The 25,925-nt window shown below is 37.9% G+C and carries 6 protein-coding genes; all 6 read right to left on the bottom strand.

Features of this window, described 5'->3' with window-relative positions; genetic code table 11:
* Positions 1–29: 29 nt before the first annotated feature.
* The gene (locus LNP19_RS04380; RefSeq protein ID WP_230063592.1) at positions 30–1,217 is read right to left on the bottom strand and encodes a phosphoglycerate kinase; all 1,188 of its coding nucleotides are present in this window, start codon (positions 1,215–1,217) and stop codon (positions 30–32) included.
* Between the two features lie 159 nt (positions 1,218–1,376).
* Positions 1,377–2,351, bottom strand: coding sequence for a PorP/SprF family type IX secretion system membrane protein (locus tag LNP19_RS04375; protein ID WP_230063591.1), 975 nt, complete (start codon positions 2,349–2,351; stop codon positions 1,377–1,379).
* Positions 2,352–2,396: 45 nt separating this feature from the next.
* On the bottom strand, positions 2,397–20,252 hold the full coding sequence (locus LNP19_RS04370; protein ID WP_230063590.1) for a T9SS type B sorting domain-containing protein: 17,856 nt from the start codon (positions 20,250–20,252) through the stop codon (positions 2,397–2,399).
* Positions 20,253–20,395: 143 nt separating this feature from the next.
* Complete coding sequence (locus LNP19_RS04365; RefSeq protein ID WP_230063589.1) at positions 20,396–23,050, bottom strand: PorP/SprF family type IX secretion system membrane protein; 2,655 nt, start codon at positions 23,048–23,050, stop codon at positions 20,396–20,398.
* A gap of 1 nt (position 23,051) precedes the next feature.
* Positions 23,052–24,524: a T9SS type B sorting domain-containing protein gene (locus tag LNP19_RS04360; RefSeq protein ID WP_230063588.1), complete on the bottom strand. Its 1,473-nt coding sequence runs from the start codon at positions 24,522–24,524 to the stop codon at positions 23,052–23,054.
* A 105-nt stretch (positions 24,525–24,629) separates the two neighbouring features.
* Positions 24,630–25,925, bottom strand: a complete 1,296-nt coding sequence (locus tag LNP19_RS04355; RefSeq protein ID WP_230063587.1) for a hypothetical protein — start codon at positions 25,923–25,925, stop codon at positions 24,630–24,632.

The raw sequence follows: 25,925 nt of genomic DNA, 5'->3' as shown, positions 1-25,925 counted from the left end.
TTGAATAAATATTGTTAAAAATGCAATTTTTAGTCCAATATCGCAGCAATACCTGGCAAAGTTCTACCTTCTAACATTTCTAACATAGCGCCTCCACCAGTAGAAACATAACTCATTTTTTCCTCCAGACCAAATTGCTTCACTGCCGCAACCGAGTCTCCTCCGCCTACAAGAGAAAAAGCTCCATTTGCTGTAGAAGCAGCAATATAGTTCCCTAGGGCAATGGTCCCTTTGGCAAAAGTTTCCATTTCAAAAACACCCAATGGCCCGTTCCAAAGAATTGTTTTAGACTCCATAATCACTTTCTCAAAATTAGCCAATGATTTAGGACCTGCGTCCAAACCTTGCCATCCATCAGGAATTTCTCTTACATCTACAACTTGTGTGTTCGCAGTATTCGAAAAATCGTCTGCTGCAATAACATCAACCGGAATATGAATTTGAACCCCTTTTTCTTTGGCCAATCTTAAAATCTCGAGAGCTAATTCCTGTTTGTCATCTTCACAAATAGAATCCCCAATTTTTCCGCCCAAAGCTTTCACGAACGTAAAGGTCATTCCGCCACCGATGATCATGTGGTCTACTTTGTCCAAAATGTTTTCGATAACCGTAATTTTCGAAGACACCTTTGAACCGCCAAGAACTGCCGTTACCGGTTTCTCGCTATTTTTTAATACTTTATTTAAGCTTTCAATTTCTTTAGCCAACAACAATCCGAAACATTTCTCCGTTGGAAAAAACTGTGCAATAATGGTAGTCGAAGCATGCGCTCTGTGTGCTGTTCCAAAAGCATCATTTACATAAATGTCGCCCAATGAAGCTAATTCTTTTGCAAAAGCAAGATCACCCGCTTCTTCTTCGGCATGGAAACGCAGATTCTCTAACAACAAAACTTCACCCGATTTTAAATTTGCTGCAGCCGTTGCCGCTTCTTGACCAACACAGTTTGAAGCAAACTGAACTGGCACGCCAAGCACTTCTGAAGTTGTTTTCAAAATGTGTTTCAAAGAATACTTCTCTTCTACTCCTTTTGGCCGTCCCAAATGCGACATTAAAATCACACTTCCACCTTGAGCAAGAATAGCATCAATGGTTGGTTTTGCGGCTTCTATACGAGTTGCATCAGTTACGTTAAAATTCTCATCCAAAGGGACATTAAAATCAACACGGATTATTGCTTTTTTATTTTTAAAATCAAAGTTGTTCAAAGTTTTCATTTAGGTCTGTTTTTTGTTTTTAAAGAACAGCAAATATAAGACTTTTAGCTGCGCCACAAATTTGAAAAAATTAAAAAAAACGACTTTAAATCAACGAAATCGTTGTAATTTAATAAAAAAAATATGTTTTCTTAAATAAGAATCAAGCAATTGCCTATTTTAGTCATGTACCGGACTTTGGGTACAAGGACAATTACTGATTCCTTGTAGAAAATCAAGTCCAATGGTAACAACATGTGTCCCAGAATTGAAAGAAGCCAGTTGATTAAGCGTTAATTGGTATGAATACCCAAAATAAAAATTAGATTTTTTCACTCCCACCATTGGACCTACGTTCAAAGGCTTAAAAAACTGATCGTTCAAGAAACGATAGGAAGCCCCAATCCAGTAGTAATCATCATAGCGGTCGTATTTTCGATATTTTATATTTACGTCAGTACTGGAGCGTCCGTCACTGGCAAAATATTGGTAAAAAGCAGAAGGCTCCAATTCAGCCCTGCCATCGTTTGGCAATTTAAAAACATAGCCGGAATAAATTTGATAGTTGCGAAGCAAAATAGGTTCTACTCCTGTAAAGCGATCGGCATTTTTATCTAAAATATTGCTGGCATTAAGACTCAAATAATAGGATTTGTTCCTGTACAAAAACCCCACTTCAAAGTTGTTATTTGACACAAATCTATTGTCAGTGATACTCGGATCCGGAAGAGGCCTGTCATAGGATGTATCAAACTTGTCGATATCAATTTTAAAATTATTGATGTTGTAAGACATTCCAAAAGACAAATATTGCTTAGAATAATAATCTAAAATCAAATGATGCGCAAAAGAGATTTTGGCACCAGTTTGCCTTGTATATCCATTGCTGTCATTGTAAAAAGAAAGTCCTACCCCAGATTGATCCGCAATTCTAAAATCGGCATAAACGGATTGATTGTCTGGAGCACCTTTTATACCAACCCATTGGGTTAATCCATTGGCTCTAATTTTAAGGTTGTCACCAATCCCTGCGAATGTAGGTGAAATCACAAAATGATTATCGGCAAGATACTGCGTAAAAACCGGTAAATTTAACTCCTGACTGTAACCCGAAGTTACAGCCAAAAGTAGTAATGATGCTATTATTTTTTTCATTTGAATATTTTCATTTGGGAGAATCGCTCCGTCACTTTAATAAATTTATCTGTACAGCGTGAAATGCCCCACAAATTCACGAGCGTCTTTGACATCATTCAGTTTTAAAACATACCAATAATCTCCTGAAGGAAGCTCCGTTCCGTTATATCTACCATCCCAATATTGTCCTAGTCGATAATTACCCACTTTACGGCCGTATCTGTCAAAAACTTCGAAAGTCAAATCTTTATAGTTTACCGTACATCCAGGAGCCCATACATCATTGATGCCGTCTCCATTTGGCGTAAAGTTATTCGGAATACAAACATCGATATACTCGAAATACCTGGTAGCCGAAGCGACACAACCATTACCGTCCGTAACGGTAACAGTATAATTTCCTGATTTGTATATGATGAAATTAGACTTATTGCTATAAGATTCTCCATTAAGCGTGTACTTATAATTCCCTCCACCACCTGCGGCTACAGCAACGATTTCATTCAATCCACCGTCATTCAAAACAAGTGTCAATGGTTCTACTTGTTTAATTTCAAAATTAATGGTTTGCTGTTCGCAGCCATTACTATGTCTTGCAGTAACATAATGGAAACCTGGAACTAGATTAGTGAACACACTTGAAGCCTGGAAGTTACCTCCGTCTAAGGCGTAATCAACATCGGCAGGATTAGTGATACTGTCATCAATCATTATAGTAACTGTATTGGCAGCAGCATTATTCACGCAACCGTAATCTACTATAGCAATTGGGTTCATGTTTATAGACTCAGGTAAAGCCACAAGCCAATCGGTTGTACAACCATTAGCATCGCGAATGAAAACAAAATGGTTTCCGCCACTCAATCCTGTAAAGTCAAATTCCGTTTGAGTCAAATCTCCTGTGGTGTAAGTTCCGTCAATATCTCCCAAGCTAACACTGTAAGGTGCTGTCCCGCCAGTTATTTCAATGCTAAAAGCACCGTCTTTGTCTCCAGCACAAATTTCCGGAAAAACAGAATCCGCTACAGTGGAAACACTTAACAAACTAGGTTCTTTGATTTCGAAATCATAAACTTCAAAACAGCCGTTCTCATCTTGAATCACCACCTGATATACTCCAGGAACCAATTCGTCAAAAACACCAGAATCAAAAAACTGATCCAAACGCGGTGAAATAGCATATTTGATTTGGCCTGTACCGCCAGAAGCGTTAATTTCTATTTTACCATTGTTTTCTCCGTTACAAGTAACATCGGTAACAATAGTGTTAAATGTTAAGCCTGTTAATGGTTCTTTAATTTCAACAATTCTAGAAGTCATTTCACAATCACCGCTTTCTACTTTTACTTGATAGAAACCAGCAATCAATCCATCAAAACGACCCGGCGAACTTTGTACTGGTGCAGGTACTATTGCATTGCCAGCACCGTCTAAAAGAGTATAAACATAGTTTCCTAGTCCTCCGGTGGCATGCGCCACAATAACTCCGCTAGCATCCCCTTTACAATTAACTACTGCATTTTGAACATCCAGATTTGCCTCTAAAGGTTCTAAAGGATCAATCTTGATATCATTCGAAATATAACTCGTACAACCATTGACGTCTTTTACATAGTAATGATAGATTCCTACAGGCACTGAGAACGTTACAGAAGTTGCGAACGAACCTAAAACCGCAGTGAAAGTAGCACTGTCGCTATAAGTATATGGTTCTGTCCCTCCAGTTGCACTCAATGTAAGAGTCGCATCATTATCACAAGTAATTGTGGTAGCTGTCACTAAGCTTGCTACTACTTTTGTTGGCTCACTAATTACAATAGGAGTAGCTGAAATTGCCGAACAATTCCAATTATCGGTCACCTTAACCTCATAACTTCCGGCACCCAAATTAGGGAATATTGGAGAAATTTGAGGCCCATTGCTCGTTACAGTCCCATCTCCAAAAGTGCTTATCAAGGTATATAAATAACTTCCTGAACCTCCTGTAGGCAGCGTTGTCACCTCGATGTTTTCGCTGGTATCCCCAAAACAACTTACAACAGCTGCACTAAGAGTTGCCGTGAAAATGATAGGATCCGGATTTTTCAATTCAACCTCGACAAAATCAACGCAGCCTTTGCTGTCTTTTACATTGATTCTATAGATTCCTGCTGTTAAACCGGTAAATTCTGTTTGAGTTGTATAACCGATGAAAGGATTCCCATCTTTAAGAACTTCAAACTCATAACCTCCTGACCAACCTCCTGTTGCGCTTACGGAGATAGAACCGTCATTATTTCCGGCAACACAAGTAATTGCGGTGTTCGTTTCTGTAATATCCAAAACTGCAGCGGGTTGCACAATGGTAAAACTGCTACTGGCACTACAAAACGGGCTATTTACTAAAGTAGCCGTAACGCTGTACAATCCGGCAGTTAAACCTGTTAAGGTAAATGGTCCTTTATCAGGTGAATTGCCATTATCCGTTGTTCCATCAGGTCTGGTTAAAACATAGCTAAAAGGGCCAGCTTCGTCATCTGGATTGGTTTGATTATCAATTAGTGTTAATTCGACCGTTCCTTCATTCGAATTATAACAAATTACATCGCTGGTTTTAACCGCTTTTAATACAAAGGTATTCGGGTTGTTTACATAATGAACCGTTTGTATGCTACAGCCGGTATCAGGATTGCTAACGGTAATAATATAATTCCCTATTGGTAATGCTGTGAAAATACCGTCTTGATTGTTAGGATTCCCTGCTACAGCATTGCCCGCAGCATCCGAAATAGCATAATCCAATACTGCTGGTGTTCCTCCATTTGTAGTCACATTTACTCGAATACTTTCACCATCAAGACAAGTAATAGCAGCTGTAACTGTAACATCAGCAGACTCCAAACGAATATATGGATCGATGGTTACTGATGCAGTGGTACTGCCCATACAACCTTTGTCATCATAGACATTCACTATATATGTTCCGCCTAATAAATCATACTCCGTGTATTGACTATTTGGACCAAAGTAAACTCTTGTATTTGGGGTTCCAACTTTAATAAATTCATAATTGACATAATTTGTTGAACCTCCTGTTATCGCAGTTGGATCAACGCTAATAGTAGCAAAATTAAGGCTGTTTCCTGTGGTGCAACCAAAACCATCCACTGCAGGAGCAGCAACAACAATTAGATCCGGTTCAACCACTACAGCAGTTCCCTGAGCTTCACAACCACGTCCAGAAGTTACCGTTACGGTATAACTACCTGCTGGTAAATTAGCAAACAATTCTGATTCTTGAGCAGATCTAGCGGTGAATCCAACTGGTCCACTTAAAGCATAAGTATAAATAGGATTATTATTCGATGCGTCTAAACTTACCAAAATGCTTCCGTCTGATCCCCCTTTACAAGTAACCGCGGTAGGTGTTGCCGTAATTCCAATAACATCGGTAGGTGCATCAATAATTACTTGAACTTCTTTTTCGCAAAGTGTACCTAAATCTCTAACTACGAAATTATAAGTTCCTGGAGCATAACCGGTAAATACATTACTTGGTTGGGGCGTGCCTATGTTTTTATCGAAATAAACATAATTATTAGCAGGTGTAACTGTTCCTCCAGCAGCATATAAGGTAATTTCACCATCCGCATCCTTACATGTTGGTACTAAAGAAACTTCACCACGTAATGTTAGAGGTTCAAGAACCGTTACAGCAGTCGTTGCAGTTGTAGTACATCCGTTGTTATCCATTACCGTTACGGTATAATCTGCAGCAGCATCAACCGTGAAGAAAGCATCATCCTGGAACTGCACTCCGTCCAGACTGTATTTTAAAGGTGCAACTCCTGTAGCAGTAACATCTATTCTATATCCGGTTGCGCTAGCGCATTGACTATCCACAGTTACATCCGTAATTACAGGAAGCGGATCGGCACTAATTGGTACAGTCACGAACTCATAACATCCGTTAGCATCTCTTACATACACATCTATTTCATCAAATGCCGGAGCTATTTGTGAAGTCGGAATTGTTTTGGTTGGCGAAGGCGAATAAGATCCGGCCGGATTATCTCCTCTAGGCACAAAAGCATATTCATAGCCTAGTGTTCCTCCAACAATAGTAGCAACATCAACCGTCAATACTGCACCTGCATTATTACAGTTTTGATTCTTAACGTCTACAGCCATTCCGCTTATGTCTAAAGCAGCTGGTTCGCTAATTATAACATCCGCTGAAGCAACCGTACAACTTGGGTAGGCTGCTTGTGTAACCTCAACCCTGTAATTATTTCCGGCTACTAATCCGAAAGGAATTACAAACGGGTTAGTCGTTGTATTTTTTCCAGTTTCTGAGAACACCTCCACTGGATTTGCGCCGTCAAAAACTTTATAATCATAAAGACCATCATAATTAATGATGTTAATTTCAATGGCACCCGTAGCATTGCCATTACAATCTACATCAGCTGCAGCACTTGCAATAACTTGCATCGTATTGAAAACAGGAACGTTGTAAATATCTGAAAGAATAGAACAACCAGTAGTTCTATCTGTTATTTTAAACTGATAGAAATGACCTGCGGCCATAGTCGCTAGATACTCAAAACTATTCTCTCCTGGCAGAATTACAGTAGCAGGGATACTAAATAAACCACCATCCGCCGCAACTTGATATTCAAAATTGTAAGGAGTAGCCCCACCTACAATATCAACGCCTATCATTTCCTGATCCAAATTAAGACAGTCTGCCTTAGTTACTAATCTTGTTGTAGCCGAAATCAATTTAGGGAATGGATTAGTTGTAATTTGAACATCGTCAATACAGCCATTGGCATCCTTCACATAATAGGTTAGGTTCTGAACGGCTTCGGTATCAATTACCGTAAAGGTATTGGCATCGTTCCAGTTTATTCCGTCTTTACTGTATTTATAGTCCGTAATTGCTCCCGATCCGGCACCGCCTGTTCCAGTAACTATAACAATAGTTGCGTTTAAAGTATTCGTTGGTGAACATGTAAATGGCGATGCAATAGCATCAGCCACAACTGGAGTTGGAGCGGTTATTTCTACTGTTTGGATAGCTGCACAACCTCTGCCAGATATAACTGTAACAGAATAAGTTCCCCTGCTTAAACCAGTGAATAAACCGGTATCTTGAGTACGTGAAATTCCAGCTGTAGGTCCTGTTTGAGTAAGGGTATAAGTATACGACGGATTGTCATTTGTTGCATCTAATGTTACTAAAATACTACCGTTATCAACAGTTCCTTGTGTTCCTGAACAACTTGGTGAAGTTGGAACTGCACTAAAAGTAACTGCAGTTGGAGCCACCATCACTACCGTATTTGTAATAGCGTAAGAACATCCTTTAGCATCATAAACCACAAAAGTATAGGTACCCGGAGCTGTAACTGTAAAGTCAGCCGTACTAGACCCTACCGGGAATGCTACTGGAACTGAAGTCGTCACTCCATCAGAAACTGTATATTCATAAGAACCATAACCGCCTACTGCCGAAATTTTGATAGTTCCATATTCATTTCCAACAGTACAGAAAATATCTTTTTTATTTTCTGCCGTAGCAAAAAGCTGTGGTTCAATTACTGTGTTTACAGCTACTAATGATGTACAACCATAAGCATCTTTTACAATAATATCATAACTACCAGGAGTTAAGTTAGAGAAGGTATTAGATAATTGGAATGATATCCCATTGTCAATACTATATTCAAAAGGCGTTACTACAAAAGTAGATGTAGAGGCCGCATTAACCACTAAGGTTGTTGTATTTGATCCTACATAACAATAATCAGAAGTTATATCGATTGTTGCTGTTGGATTAACCGGAGTAATTAAATCAAATGAATCTGTTTCTTCACAACCATTTGCATCTCTTACTGATATAATGTATGTGCCTATTTGAGTAAGGCCACCAAAAACACCTGTGTTGTTATTTAAAACTGTTGCATTTGGCTGTGTTAATGTATAGTCATAATCACCCCATCCGTCAGTGGCGGTAATTGTTACATCTCCAAAAGTAGTACAACCCAATGGTGTAACAACTTTAGAAATCGCTAAAGCAACAGCTGGAGCAGCTATATTAAAATTAAGCGTCTTAAAACAAGTTGTTGCATCATCATATACTGTAATAGTATGATTACCCGCCGCTAAAGCTGATAAATCAATTGTAGCTGCTGTTAAAGCATTTACAACGGGCTCCGCATCTAGTATGTAATGATACGTTCCTACTCCTGTACCAAAACCTGATACAACAAAACTAGCTTTACCATCGCTTGCCCCTAAACAAGTAATTCCTGTTGTTGACTGTTCGATAATATCTATACTAATTACATCTAAAATTTCATACGGTAATTGCTTCACACATCCGTTTGCATCCGTTACTTGGAACACATAATCTCCAGATACTAGATTGGTAAATGTAGCACTCGCATTATTCTGAACAAATGATGGAGAAATAATTTGATACGTCAAACCTGTTGTTACTGGACCTGCACCATTTACGACTTTCGAAATAGTAACATCTGTATCATTTGTAGTACACGTAATCACGTCGGCTTGATCAATATCAAAACTGGTTGGAGGATCTAATTTCAAAATAGTAACTGTACTGGAAGCTTCACAACCATTTACGTCTCTTACTGCGTAAGCAAAAGTTTGATCTGAATCTGTATCATTAACGGTATAAGTTGTTTCAAAACTAAAATCACTTCCGTCAAAACTGTACTCATAACTTCCTGAACCTCCCGTTGCCGACAAAACAACCGTTGCTGCTTGTGCTACATTTCCAGTACCACAACTCAATGGAGTAATTATAGGTATTCCCAAAACAACTGCTGTTGGCTCACCTAATATTGCTGAATCAGTTACTTCACATCCTAAAGCATCTTTTACAATGTAAGGATAAGTTCCTGCAGATACTGTATAAATAGTTTGAGGTAAAAATACTCCTGAACCATTAAAATCATAAGTATATGGCCCTTTTCCTCCTGTTGCTGATAATTCTATAGTACCTGCCCCCCCATTACATAATGGTTGAATTGGATTATAAGCTGGAACGAGAGTAATGATTGGATCAATAACAACTTCAGTTGTTTGCACCGTACAACCGTTTGCGTCTGTAATTTCAAATACGTAAGTCGCTGCATCTGCCTCAGCTACTGGGAAATCAAATGTTCTTAAAGCTGCTCCCACATCGATATCGGAACCAAATGAACCACTTCCCTTTTTAACTGCATATTTAAAATCCCCTGTTCCTTTTGTAATGGTAACGGTAATAACAGCATTTGGACTAACCGAACAATCTAAAACTTTAGCTACTTCGGCCGTTGCCTGAGGTTTTGCATTTATAGTTATTTTATCTTCAACTGGACAACCATTTTTGTTTTGAATAATTATAGTTTGTTCCCCTGAATTAAGACCCGTAGCCGAATAAGTCAATCCTGTGAAATTTTGAAAAGCACCACCATTTACACTCACTGAATATGGTGCCATAGATGGTGAGGAATCCGTAACGCTAATCACTACTTCATAATTACCTTCGCCGGCACATAAATCTGTCACCGCCAAGTTAAATACTGGATCTGGGTCACGATCTAAAGTCACCGAAGCAGTCACAGGTTTTACACAACCATTAGCATCCTTGGCAAAAACATAATAAATTCCTGCAGCTAAATTAAAAGTACCACTAGGTTGCCAACCCGCAGTTGTTGCAACTGGAGTCGTATTTGTAGTGTTTACTAAATATTCATAAGGTGCAGTACCATCTTTGGCCTCAGCAATGATAATTCCTAAATCATTACAATTTTCATTTTTAAATGATGAAGCTGTCACTGATAGATCTATTGCAGATTCTGAAATATTAAAAGGTACAGAAGCAATACTACACCCATCATTAGGCGCTCCCGTGGTTTCTGTAATTAAAACAAAATAATTCCCAAATGGTAATGACCCAAAATTATTAACTATCAAAGAACCACTAGCCGGAATTGTGGTGGAAACTAAAGGTCCAACTGCAGAAACGGATTGCGAATTGTAAACTTGATATGTAATAGGCGTTGCAACAGTATAAGGATGATTAATTGTAAATGTCACATTACCATCTGCTTCCCCTTTACAAGTAATATTATTAGCAGTAATTGGGTCAACTGTTATAGTAGAATTCGTTGGTATCGCCTGTGTTGAAGTTTCAAAATAATAACAACCAGTTCCGGCATCATACACAATAAAAGTATAATTGACCCCAGGTATTAAATTGGGGATAGTGGCTTTTTTACTTCCATTTGAATCCTCATCATACCAAGGTAAGGCTGTTGGACCTGTATAAGTTAAACCAGGGGTATAAACCGCAAAATGAAATGGACCAACACCTGTTATAGACGAAGAAGATCCAATAGCAACTTCAGCAGAACCTAAGCCCGCACAAGTTGGTCCAACTGGTTCAACCGAAATATCTAAATCAGTTGGTGGCGATGCAACTAGTATGTCTTGTTCAATATATGTACAACCATTAGCATCTGTAATTATAATTTGATACAATCCAAAATCAACTACCTCAAAAACAGCAGTACCACCTGTTTCATTTGGAAACTTTTCATCGTAACCATTAACTCCAGTTACATGATAAATATAATTTGGCGTTCCTCCAGAAACAGAATTAATTGTTATACTTCCTAATGAAACTCCTGTACCAGAGTCGCAAGTAATATGAGTAATCGTTCTATCAACAACAATTAAAGTTGGTTCAACAATCTCTATCCTTTCAGTATCTGTACACCCTTTGGCGTCTATCAATGTTACTTGGTAAAAACCTGCAGGTAAACTTGACGTTTGTGAACCAAAAGCTTTAAGCACTGAACTATAAGTATTATCCGTGTATTGGTCTACGGTAATCACAAACGGTGCAACACCTTGTGTGTTATCATAAATTACTGAAAGTGCTGCAGTTGCATATCCATTACATTTAATAGATTGTAATTCTGAAACATTAGTTATCACTGGTAACACCGGATCAGTAACCTTAACCGGAACAATGGTTTCTACAGAACAGCCACCAGAAGTCACTCTAAAATAATAATCTCCTGCTACTGTAGGATTATAAACATTTCCTGCAATTGCAATATAAGTAGCACTTGGGTCTAATCTGTATTCATAAGTATAAGTTCCGTTTCCTCCTCCAGCTGACAATGTAATTTGTGCAGCCTCTGGTAAAGAACAACTAAGGTTTTTGTCTAATTTTGGAGTAAGGGTCAATTGGCTATTAACCACAAATGATGTAGTCGCAGTACAACCATTATCATCTTTAACTCCAAGATAATACGTACCTGGACCGGTAATTGTTTTTACAGCGTTTGTATTGTAGGTTAGGTTTGCAGCCGTAGTACCAATACCGTATTGTATTGAACTACTTGCAAAAACAGTTCCCGAAACCGAAACAGCAAACGAAGCTCCTGAATAGCAAGTATCTGCTACAGGGTCAATAGTTGGTGCAGCATCATTCACTACGTTTACAGGAATATTTTGGGAACAATTACCATTCTTATCTACTACATAAGCCGTATAAGCTAAACCATCCACAGTAGTATCTTTACTAAATAAACCTGTAGTGTTGTAATCTCCTGGGAAAACTGGAACGGCTGCACCTAATTTCACAACTGCATAATACAACGGCGTTGCTCCACCAGTGGCAGAAACCGTAATCGTTGAAGTTGTTTTCGAACAAAATACTTTAGTAGCAATTGCATCTAAAGCGGTAATAGCCGCAGGTTGTGAAAGTGTAATTGTTTTGGTGGCAGAACATTTAGTTGCTGTATTTGTAACAGTAAACGTATAATCTTCATCTCCTTTTAGTCCAGAAAAGCTAATAACATCACCTACTTTCGCATCAAGACCAGTAATTATCCCTGAAATACTTCCCGTTAAGCTATAAGTATAACCTCCTGTTCTGTTTCCTGAAACCGTGAACTTAATTTTACCATCAGCAGCACCATTACAAGTTACATTAGTAACAATAGCACCAACCGCTTGAATTGGTACAACGGGATCAATTTTATATTGTCCAGTAAGAGTACAATTATTAGCATCGGTCACTTTAAAGAAATAAGTTCCCGGAGCTAAATCTACAAAAGTATGCTCTTGAGCATTAACTCCCGTTGCAACCGGATTAGTTGGAGCTACTGCAGCATCTGTACTTGTGATTTCAAATTTAAATGGAGCTACTCCATTAGTAACCGTTACTTCCAAATCAGTATCTAATTGAGTTGAATCACAAGTAATTGAGTTCACTTGAACAAAAGCCAAAGCAGTTGGTGGGTTTAATGTGTTTACTGTAGTTGAAGTCGAAACTTTACAACCATTCGCATCATAAACATCAATTGTAACTAGCCCTGAGCTTGTTGTAGTATAAGTATTAGAAGTTACCGGTGTTTGACCATTATAGCTGTATCGATATGGATTTGCTCCGCTATATGGTGTTCCTGGTAAATCTACAGTAACGGTAATTATAGCAGCTTGAGACACGTTCCCAGTCCCACAGGTTAGTTCAGTTGTAACTTCTGCTGTAGCTGTTAATTCTAAAGGATTTGTTAATGTGGTTACCGCTGTTACAAATTGACATTTTTTAGCATCTGTAACTCTAAACCAATAATCTCCGGCAGTAGCCCCTGGATAAGAGTTTGAAGTCATAGCGACAAAGGGGCCAGTAGCAGATGTAGTTGAAACTTCATATGTATAAGGTCCAGTACCTGAACTTGCATGAACTACAATTGAACCATCATTTCCATTGTAACATTTAGGGTTTGTTGGTGTTGTAGTTGCTGTAGGTAATACTATGGTATTTATTGTTCTAGAAACAACGGTTGTACAACCTTTATTATCTGTAATTTCAAAATAATAGGTGCCTGCTAAATCTGAATAGGTAAATTTTGTCTGACCAACACCTACTTCAGTATAAACACCTGAAAAAGGATTACCCGTTGTATTTACTCTATATTTATAGTCAGGGTATCCGTTAGCAATCGTAATCTGAATATTTGCCTCAGGATTAATAGGATCGCAGTCTAAATCCTTAAGCAAGATAGTACTTGCAGTTAGTGGAGAAGCAATCGTTTGTTCTGCTAAATCGATATAACATCCTGTTGATGTATCGGTAACTCTAATGGTATATTTACCGGGAGTTAATCCTGCAAAAGTTCCATTATTTTGAGGCGTTGCGTTATTGATGCTATACACATAGTTAGCAAATGTATTTGGTGTTACTTTAATAGTAGCTTTATTAGTTGGGTCATAACAAAAATTTGATGTCGCATCAATACTTGCAACAACAGCAACTTTATCATCAATAGTAAATGTTCCTGATACTTGACAACCTTTTAAGTCAGTTACCGTAAACGAATAATCTCCCGCAGATAAATTAATAAATTTTTCATTATTGTATTGCGTAATTACTGCTCCTACTGGTGCTGTAGGTGTAACCGTATAGGTATAACTTCCCCAACCGCCAGTGACATTGATTTCTGCTGTACCAAGTACGTTACAAGTTACGTGAGTCAAATCAGTTGGGTCTAAAGCCAAGACTGTAGATGGACCTGCAATAATAACTGACGCTGTAACAGGACAATTAGTTAGTGTATTAGTCACTGTAATACTATGCGTACCTGCATTTAATCCCGGTGCTACAATAGTAAACGTAGTTCCTGTATTTGGTGAAGTTCCTGATTGCACAGCTCCTCCATCAATAGTATACGTGTATTCAACATCATTCCCTAATCCAGAAACCGTAAAGGTGGCCGAACCATTGGCTTCGCCCAAACATTGTACATCTGCATCCACAACGCCAGCTACCGTGAAAACTGGCAACGGAGCGATGGAATAAGGTTTAGAATAAGTACAATTATTGGCATCCTTAACTTCAAAAGTATAGATTACTCCCGGGTCTAAATCTGCAAAAGAATTACTTGATTGAAAAACAGTAGCTGTTGGTGCAACTATTCGATACTCCAGTCCTGAAGTAATTTCAATTCCAGCAGCATTGGTCACATTAGTAATGGTTACCGTGGCTTTATTTGTTGGGCATTTCAGTGCCGAATTTCCAATGGTCATTGCCGTTGGCGGGTTCAAAGCTACAATCGTTCCTGCAGCTACAGTCAATGGACAGCTTTTGGCATCCGAAACCGTAACTGTATAATCTCCCGCAACACTTAAATTAGAAAATACACCTGTCGTATTTGAGGCAACTGGATTACCGTTTCTTTTTAGTACGTAAGTATAAGGGGCGTTCCCTTTATCTGCTACAGCTGTAATAGTTGCAGGACCATCACAGGTATAAGCCGTGGTTATACTGGCTGTTAATTCTAGGGCTTCCGGTTGTTTTACTGTTATTGTTCCATTATAAATACATCCCTTGCTGTCCGTAACTATATAATCATAAGAAGTCCCGGCAACTGATCCTATTAAACCGGAATAAGAAGCCGATGTATTGCTTGAAGAAACTAAATTACCTCCTGAAAGTTGAAATGTGAATGGAGCCACTCCTGTCAGCGCTTCAAGGATTACACTACCGTTATCTGCTCCAAAACATGTGACGTCAGTAACAGTTGATTTTGCGGTCACGGGCACCAATGGATTTACTTTTTGGGTAACCGTTAGTGGGCATTTATTGGCATCTTTAATTTCAAAAGTATAGGTGTCAGCCGTTGTAGCCGAATATTGGAATTTTGGTCCCGTTGTAGTTCCGTTGGAAACCAAAATATCTCCAGCACTGTTTTTAACAACATAGGTATATGGACTGGTACCACCAACAATTTCGACTTCAATAATCGCATCGCTAGAACCCGTTACACAACTTAATGATTTGAAAACTTTTGGTATAGCGGTAAGTTTAGGACTAATTATCTGTGTTACTTCGTTAGATTCGCAATTGTTTTTATCAATAACGATAAAAGAATAGCTTCCTGCGGCGGTTGCTGTATAGGTAAATGAAGTTCCTGTAAAAGTAGGCGTCGGAGCACTGTAAGCACCCGCATCTACTTTTACTTTATAACTATACGGTCCAACGCCTCCGCTAATGGTAACGACAATGGTAGCATTAGTGTCAAAACATAAATTTGATGTTGCGTCTATGGTTGCCGTAGGCGGTATCGGCGCAATAACAGAAACAGGAGCTCCAACAGCACTGATACATAATTTAGCATCACGTGCATAAACCAGGTAGTCCCCTGTTGGTACATCTGTGAATATACCATTATTGTTACTAAAAGCTTTTACAATAATGACCCCATCAGACTCACGCAATTCGTATTCGTATGCTGGTGTTCCTCCAGCTGCCGAGGCAGTAATAGTTGCCCCCGTAGTACAAGTAGGTTCCTTTGTAACAGTTGCTAAAACCGTTACCGGAGTTGGAGCTTTAATTTCTATAGTCCCTAAGGGCAAAGTACAATCCCCTAAATTATTATAGCGAACCTGAATATCATAAGTTGCCGCTACTAAATCTTTCACTATTGCTGGTGAAACTAAACTAATTTCCCAATTTGTACCACCATCAATAGAGTATTGGAAACCACTAGTCGTATTGAAATTTTGAGCCGCAATGGTGATAGTCCCATCATCAGAAGTGGCACAAGTCAAATCCGTTCCGCTAACTGTAGCTGTAAAAGCCTTATCCGTAGGGACTGTAATTGGAAATTCAACTTCGGTTATACAAGATTCCGGGAGTTGGTATACCTCTATGTCATCTATAGCCACATCATTACCATCTACTTCTTGTACGTTAGATCGCACTACAAATTTTAAGTTAGTATTGTCTCCGGGATTTAAAGTTAATAAATAATCTTCCCATTTATTTGATTTGGGTATAGCTCCAGTAGCTACACTAGAAACGTCATTACCTGCAAGATCTACTAGCGCCAATTGTATATTCGGATTAGCTCCATTTCGCCCTGACATCAATAAGTTTATAGCTGCTATTTTGACATTTATGGGTTGATTTCGTATAATATCTTTTATCTCTTTTTGATATAAAATCGCTGATGTCGGAATCTGATCCCCAATATTAACGGCTAAATATCTTCCTTTATTTACTGCCGTTCCTGTTGTATGATCTACTGGATTCAACCATGTTCCGTGCGGAGATACTATCTTTGCAGTAACAGTATATTCACCATCATTTAATTTAATACTTCCATTTTGTTGCGTAGCCAGCACTTGTCGCTCCCATTTATAATAAAATGTATTAATTCCTGGAGAAGTAACGTCTGGTCCAGAACCAAAATCTTCAAATAATAAATTACTATAAGTTGGGACTGATACCAACTTATAATTTACCGTTATGGTATATGAACCCGAAGCAAGATTTAAAAAAACTTTTGGGTCAGCCGTATTCGGGTTTGGATTACCATCTATCAGATATTCATATTCATAATTTGCTCCGCCCTCATTTGTAACTGTTACCGTAGCAGTCGCGGTACCATCACAGTTAAAGGCTGAGTAATCTACAGTAATTGTTGGAGCAGTTGGTTTTTCATCTAAAATAATGCTATAAGGAATTGTATATTCGCAACCCCCTTGATCACGAACTTTAAGGACATAAGTACCCGGCAATACCTCTTTTTCATTTGAAGTCTGCCATGAAGCACCTCCGTCAAAACTGTATTCATAACCTCCGATTCCTCCTTGAACATTTGTAATTCTTAACAATCCTCCATCTCCTGAAAGGGTACAACCCGCTAAACTCGCTACTCCCGCCGAAGCAGTCAAAGCAGTAGAAGGCGCTGTAATTGTAATTTTTTCAGGAGTTCCTAAACAATCCGAGCCGTCTAATGAATATTTCAGGATAACATAATACTCTCCCGCGGCAAGATTTGAAATCGTTGGATTTATTCCATACGTATAGTTTACTCCATTATCCGTACTGATTCCATAGGACAAAGTATAACCATTATTATTGGTAACGTCAAACTTGATTTCTCCAGAATTAGTGCCATAACATTTCACATCTGTTTTGGATACCGTGTATTCTGGTTTAGGGATGGCAGCAACTGTAATTGCATCGGTAGCTTCACAGTTACTGACATCAATCACTTTTATATTATAAGTACCCGCTGTAGCAATCGGAACTGTAATAGACGTTAAAGGAGTATTCAATAAAACTTCTACGTCATTTACATAATAATTATAATTTGCTGTACCTCCTTGAACATTTATGGTTATCTCACCATCGACGCAGGTCAATGCTTTACTAAGGCTGGCTGTTACTTTTAGTAATGGCGGGGCAATTATCTCTACGATATCTGTATAAAGGCAATTGTCGTCTTTTGTGGAGACAGTTACATTATAAAGACCCGGACTTAAGGCAGGAGAGGTATATTCGTTAGTTGCAATAGGACCAACACTTCCAAATATTGTTGTTCCTTGAGAAATGGTGAAAAAATATTGAGGGTCAACATTATTGGCAACAAGCTTAATGAAACCTTTGTCGCCAGTACAAGAAGGCTGAGTAATAAAAGTATCAACCGCCAAATCTCTTTTATATATTTGAATATTGGGTACAGTAAAATCACAAAGAAATTGGGCTGCAATTTTTTGCCTGATATGAACCGTATAGTTATTTGGAGTGTCTATAGAAAATTTAGGACTATCTTGATAATCGATGCCGTCTAAGCTATACTCGTATCCGCTAGGCACATCCCCAATAGTAATATTTCCTGGAGAATTACAAACAATGTCTTCCTTGGTAAAAGTAGGCGCCAGTAGATTTTGATAGACATTAAAATAAAAGGTACTTTGACATCCGCCAGCATATTTTAAAGTAACTCTGAATTGACCCGCTGTATTGGCCAAGTAATCCGGCCCAGATCCCACTTCTTTCCAACAAGTGTTGGCAAAATTTTCATTGGCACAATTAGCAGGAGCTGTGGAGGGACAAGCAACTTCATCTAATTTCTCCCAAACAATCGATGTGGCATCACTAATTCCGGTTTTAATTAAACGTGTGTCATTAGCACCACACAGAAAAAGATTCGGCAATGGCTTCGCATTATTTGTACAAATCACTACTTCTCCTCTATAAGGAGACTGAGCATAAGGTATTACAGGGTTTGTGTTCGTTGCCCCAAAAAAGCTAACTGTAATTTCTTCAACAATATCCTTACAAGTTGCTGGTGCACTATTATGAACATAATAGGTTCCAGTTTGTGTAGCTGTATAGGTTTGTCCCGTACCGATTGGATTACTTCCATCAAGGCTTTTTGACCAAGAATAACTACTGTAACCATCTGATGCTTTCAATACCGCACTAGACCCACATAAAATAACCTTCTGGGTAAATGTACATTTACTGATATCTACCAAAAAATTAGTAGATTCTGGCGATCCCAACTTACAAGCTGTGGAGGCAAAACTTCCCTCTTCCTGGACTACTTTTGGATTAATTATCCCTTGATAGGTGGCAAAAGCCTGATTTTTTATTTCGTTCGAACAGGCTGTATCTAAACTATTACAATCAGTCGCTACTCTAACTTTTAATCGTATCGTATATAAGCCTCCTTTTATTAAAACCGAAGCATCCGGAATTTTGAAAATAAGTGTTCTTGTAAGCGGATCGTAAGACTGTAATGTTGCCCCTCCTGCGTTGCTGTAATCTATATCAGTATCTGGATTAAAAGTAACATTTACGGGTAGTACGTCTTTTATCGTAAAATTAGTCACATTATCATTCCCTACATTTTGGTAGCTGATTTCATAAGTTAAATACTGTCCTAGATTGACAGTAGCACCTCCAACATCAACTCCTGTTGCATCTTTTACTATTTTGGTCAGATCTATTTTTGGTGCGATAATATCAACTGCATAGGCAGAGAAAAAAGCAAATACAGGATCTGCTTTCCCATTGGCAACTTGCAATGAGAAACTGGTAGAAGTTTGATCATTTTTAATATATTCCGGCTCTGCTGCATTAACTTCCAAAACTCCGGTATCATAACCAAGGGTGTTTGATCCCGAAGGATTTCTTGGTGTTTGAACTCCATTGGTATTTTCAACAGTAGCATTAAAAAATTCGTTGGCAGGCCTTAAGGGAGTGGTAACTTGTTTCGTTCCAAATTCCAGTTTTGTTGCTCCAATAGTTTTATCACCATCTAAAGCAGCATAGGCAAATTGTAGATCTATATTACCAGACTTAGGAGTTATAAACCCCGAAACGGGAATATCTTCCACTTTTGTATTAAAAATTTGAGTAAATCCATCAAAAACAGTAAATGACTTCATGTGAAGACTAGGGTCTTCATAAACCACAAAAAGTGTCCAACCTGCGGACAATCCTGTTGACCCATTAGAACCTTCACTTGCAATTACGTTAGCAACAGTATAGGTTCCGTTTAGATCGGACAAACTACCTAACAAATCGGTCACATCTGCATAACAAGCATAAGGCGTGTTCGGATTTTCACTATTAAAAGATTTGATTGGATCATTAATTGCATCATAAACTTCCTCACCAATAATATTATTATAGGTAGTTGCTCCAGGTAATTTTAATTTTACTTTTTTTATATCTGTTCTACTCCCGCTCTGTAACATAGCTCCCCAATACAAGGCGGCATAGGCAACTTTATAACAACTGGTGGTGCTACCGTTTGCTTGTTTTGGTACTATTAGATCAGCACTACTGGAACTAAAAATACCTGGGGTTGCTCCATTATCAATATTGATATATTTCATATCAATATCTTGGTTAGATTTTGTGTTGTTGTTAAAAGGAAGGATCTTGTCTTGGCCTAGGATATTATTCCCAGCCACAATCATTTTTCCTCTTATCTCTATATTTTTTCTTATCGAAAAAGGCTTATAGGTTTGGGCATAAGAACCAAAATGCAGTAAAATCATTAAAACAACAAGAGCTGCTTTAAAAAAAGTAGGTTTTTTCATGGTTATTCTGGTTTGACTTATGGTTTCTTAAGAAGGGGCACCAAGATTAAGAAAGCATTCGTCCTTTAATATTATTAACTAGCTCTCCGCTTACATTTTGTAATACTGAGGAATTTATTTGTTTTTATAGTTTTATTCTTAGCTTAATTCTCCACTCTTACCATTACCATTTTACCGTTGTATGGTTTACTTCCGCTAGATTCCAATGCTTTTTTAGCTTCTTCGATAGAATCAAATTTAGTGTCGTAAATAAAATATTTACTGGTATTTACATCATAGAAGAAATTAATATTTCGTTCGCCAGCTGCCACTACTTTGGTCAAAAATGCATCTCTCTTCGCAACATCACTATGTACAGCCAGTACCAGATAATAACCTCCATCCACATTCTGTACATTCTTTACAATCTGCATATTAGACTGCTCATCACCATAATCAAAATCTTCAGGTTTAAAAATTTCTTTACTAAGCGGAGTCGATTCTTTGATACGTTTCAATGTTGCTACATCATTCAAATATTTGCCTTGATCATTCTCGAAAGAGGCTCGCTTAATTCGGCGTTTTTTCTCAATCTCTATACCTTCTTTAATTTTCTCCAATGATGAAAGCAAATTCGTATTCTTTTGTATTGCTTTCGTTTGATCTAATTTCAAAGTTTCAATCGTTTTTAAATAGAATTGAACCGTTGGATCGTTTTTATTGCTTTTCTTAAGTCGCTCTTTATACAAACTTTCCAAACTAGCAATCTTGCTATTTTGCATTTTATTTAGTTCTTCTATTTCAAACTCTAATGAAAGTAAGGCATTATTTTGGGCAGAAACACTCTTAAACGGCTTAGGTTCTTTAAAAATACCTTTATCGCTTAAATCATTTTCCTCTTTTAAGTCCTTCAGGTCTTTTTCCCTATCTGCTACCGTAACATCAAGCCTTTCTAATAGTTCTTGTTGCGTCTTTTTGGACTCCTCAATAAATTGGGTTAAATTTTTCATTTCCCTGGCATTATCATCCTTAGGCTCTTCAGCGAGTTTGGCTTGAGCCTCTGCTTCTGCTTCTGCTTTTAATTTCGCATCAGCAGCTAATTTAGCTTGAGCTAATGCATCGGCTTTTGCCTTAGCTTCGGCAGCTAATTTGGCTTGGGCGTCTGCTTCTGCTTTTAACTTCGCATCAGCAGCCAGTTTGGCCTGTGCCAGCGCTTCGGCTTTCGCCTTAGCTTCGGCAGCTAATTTGGCTTGGGCGTCTGCTTCTGCTTTTAATTTCGCATCAGCATCGAGTTTGGCCTGTGCCAGTGCATCGGCTTTCGCCTTAGCTTCGGCAGCTAATTTTGCTTGGGCGTCTGCTTCTGCTTTTAATTTCGCATCAGCAGCCTGTTTGGCCTGTGCCAGTACATCGACTTTTGCCTTAGCATCTGCTGCTAATTTGGCTTGGGCGTCTTCTTCTGCTTTTAACTTCGCGTCAGCAGCCAGTTTGGCCTGTGCCAGCGCTTCGGCTTTCGCTTTCGCATCTGCATCGAGTTTGGCCTGTGCCAGTGCGTCGGCTTTCGCTTTCGCATCTGCTGCTAGCTTCGCTTGGGCTGCTGCATCTGCTTTTAATTTCGCATCAGCATCGAGTTTGGCCTGTGCCAGTGCGTCGGCTTTCGCTTTCGTATCTGCTAATTTGGCTTTCGCTTCCGCATCGGCTTTAATTTTGGCATCAGCAGCCAGTTTAGCCTGTGCCAGTGCATCGGCTTTTGCTTTAGCTTCGGCTGCTAGCTTCGCTTGGGCATTAGCTGCCCTAGTTTTAGCATCGACATAAGGGGTTGTATTTTTAGGTTTTACCGATTTTGGACTCAAATCCGGAACAAATAATGCCCCTTCTTCTTCCTCATCGCCATAATAATTGTTCTTACTCGTAAAATTATAGGCAAGTGTAATTTCATGAGAAGATCCAAAATTTGATAAATTGCCTGTAGCCTTTTCAAAATTATATTCAACGGAAATTTTAGGTGTAATATTCAATCCTAAACCAGCCGAAGCTCCATATAAAGTATTATAACCCGCTTGAGCCCAAACACCACTTGGAATAGTAAACATCATTAAGCCTGAAACAACCGTTTTCTCTTTCTTTAGTTCTGTTTTTACTAAAGCCGAAAATTTACTTTTATCAAAAAAACCATAGCTGTCCAAATAACCCGTGTGCATCAGATGCAATTCGATGCTTTTTTCAGGATCATCTTGAATCAGTTGCGATGTTTTTAAATTGTATAAAAACAAATTATTTAGCGATATTCCAAAATCAAGAAAGGCCGTCCCATAATTGATTCCGGGATTTGCGGCAAAAAGAAAATTAGAAGGAATATTATCTAAAGAAGGATCTGGGTAGTTTGTAATTACTTTACCGCTATTGAAACCGCTTTTATAAAAGCCTAAATTCAAGCCAAAAGTAAGATTGCTGTCTTGATCTAATTCTACATTTTGAGCGAAATTAGTAACCGCTCCAAAGGTGGTAAAAACACCATAATTCTGCTGAAACAATCCAACGGCGATTCCTTGGGTCTCACTCAACCTACCGGCATAGCTAAACAAATACGTTTGGGGTGCATTATCAAATTGTACCCATTGTCTTTTATTATAAAAACTGACAAAAGTGCTTTGTTCCCTAACAAAACTAAAGGTGGGATTAATAATAAATTTATTGAATTTTAATGAATTTCGAACGGGTAATGCAAACGAAACCACTCCATCTTCAGCTGTTGTTGTCTGAGAATAAAGTGCGGAAGAAACGCCATAAAATAAAGTAAATAAAAGTAAAATTTTCTTCATATTATTTTATTACCGTTATGGAACCTTTCTTCACTTTTTTATCCTGCGTAGTAATGATATAATAATAGACCGGATTTACATTTTTAAAATCCACCATATTCTCAGGCCAATTATTTTGATAATCATTTGTTTTAAATATTTGTTCACCTGTAGAACTCATCAACAGTACTTCGGTATTTGTGCCGCTTAAATATTCCTGAGGAATCACCCAAGTATCATTTATCCCATCCCCGTTTGGACTTATCAAATTAGGAATCAAAACGACATCTGGATCAACGATAGGGTACTTTATAGTGAAAAGAAATTCATCAGAGGCAATACAAGCCGTAGTCTGGCTAATAACAACCTTATAATCCCCTGCCGCTGTCGCATCAAAAGTGGCGCCATTGGCTCCTTCAATTACTACATCGTTTAAATACCACTGATAAGCAGGATTTTCGGCAGTTGTTGTTGTGATTACTGTTTTTATTTCGCCTTCCTTTATTGTATTGGTTCCTGAAATATTGATAGCACTCGAAAATTGAATTTCCTGTAAATTAATCGATGCATCAGTAGTACATCCTCCAAAATCTACTTTTACAACATATAAGCCTGCTTTAGTAGCTTGATAAGTACTCGCAGTTGCTCCCTCAATTTTCACATCATTAAGGAACCATTGATAGCTATTAGCGGTTTGTGTACTGAGTGTTGTAGGACCTTCGGAAGCGCAAAAGGGATTTCCTTTGCTGGAAGTTATGGTTGAAGCTTGTGCGGTGGACTCAGAAACGGTCACCCTGTTAGAATAAGAATAGGAAGTACAAGAACCATAATTGGTCTCTACATAATATTTTCCGGGTTGGGTTACTGTATAACTACCGGTACTGGCACTTGCCAATAATGTTGGAGGAACTGAATTACCGTTATCCCTAAACCAATTATAGGTCAACGAAGGATACTTTAATGGGGAATCATTGGTAGCTGTCCCGGGAGTATCTATTTTTAAAACATAGCTTCCTCCGGTGCAATAAGTGGCCGTTTCAACAAAATTATTGATGGAAAAAGGCGTGTTTTGTATCTGATAATAGGCAGAAAAGGAATTCGAATCGGGGCTGGTGGATGCTGGACTGGTACTCCGTACTCTTATCATATACCCTTCTCCTGCTATGTTAGTGGGAATCCGAAATCCTAAAGTAGCGGGTGATTTGGTAATAGCTCCAACATCAGAACTAACCAAAGTTGTAGGGTTAGAAAAACTTCCCGTTGCGTTCGATAATTCTACTATAAATTGATTGGTTGAACTTAAAGCCGATTGTGGACTAAAACTAAAAGTTACCGTAGACAAAATAGGCACTTGAGTATTATAATCAGCGTCAGCACAAATCTGAGTAAAACTAAGCGTAGATTTACCAATCGTTATTTGAGCATAACCCTCATTTGCTAAGGATAATACAAAAAATAAAAAATAAAAAAAACATTTTTTTTCTATAGTAGGCATCGCAGAACTGATCTTTATTTAGCATAATTAACAAATATAACTTAGGAGTGATTTATTATATTTTACACCTAATAGGCTTTTAAAAAACCTAAAATTTAGCTAAAACTATTTATTATCGACATTTGAAGCCACAATCTTTCCGATTTTTAATCTAAAATCAGGTCTTTTATCATTCAAAAAGTCAATAAAGGTTTCCTTATTGTCACTTTTTGAATACACATTAGAAAAAATACTATTCCCGTACCAGCTTTCTAAATCTTCATTATTAGAATTAAATTCAGTAAATATATTTCCTTTACAGAAATTGAAATACATTTGTTCAAACTTAATTTTATTAAGGTTTTTATCGTTAATTTCTATTTTACTATCTAATAAAACTGCTGGATTAAATCCTGAAATCACTGTTCTTCTACATTCTAAAGCTGAATTTTCTCCTACATAAATCGCTTCTTTTACTAAACCTGACTCAATATCAACGCTTATGTTTTCGCTATTATTAACCAAGGTTAAGTTAGTAGCTACTACTAGTGTTTGTTTTCTTGTAAAATCGACTTCCTCCTTAGTAACGTAAGAAGCAACATCCAAGCATCTTGAGCCATACTTACTTGACAAAAATGAAGAACGAACCGCTAATGAATTCTCAATATGGCATTGTGTCCCGTAATTAAATTTATAATCATCACTACTTGATTTAAATGAGACCATCTTATTCAACTTAAGCTCACCTCCCAATATTTCAAAAGAATCACCTCCGGAATAACTCACCATTACATTTTCTACAATGGTTTTATTACCTACACCAGCTAAAAGTAAAGAATTAAAATTCTCAGTCCCTTTCAATTTTGCCCCTGCAAACTCTATCCTTACAAATTTTAAAATACCGGAATTACTGCTGGCATTTGCTCCGCCATAAGCAGTTAAAGCCAAATTTAAATCAAAATTTACAGATGAAACGCCTCCAAATTTATTAATTGGTGCATCTCCTAATACGACTATACCTCCCCAATCTCCCGCTTTTTTAAGGCCTTTGTTTGATGTAAAAACAATTGGATCGGTTTCTAATCCTTCGGCAATTATTGTAGCACCTTTTGTAATAATAAGAGATGCTTTAGATTCTGAGTCACATATGATTACCGTACCAGGATCGATGGTAAGCGTTGCATTATTAGTAACATAAACACTTCCCTGTAATAAATAAATATTCTTCTTTTCTAATCTTGTATTTACAGAAATATTTCCAGCCAAAATTCGATTGGCTTCGCCATAATCCAGTTTATTTGGCTTGAATTCTGTCCAATTGTTTAACCAATTGTTTGATCCTATTATTCCTTTTTCTTGCTGTGCATTTACACTACAAACTACCAAAAGAAAGATGCTAATAATTTGAGTTATATTTTTCAT

The sequence above is a fragment of the Flavobacterium acetivorans genome (genome assembly GCF_020911885.1).
Classification (GTDB): Bacteria; Bacteroidota; Bacteroidia; order Flavobacteriales; family Flavobacteriaceae; genus Flavobacterium; species Flavobacterium acetivorans.
This window is presented reverse-complemented; position numbering and strand designations above follow the sequence as displayed.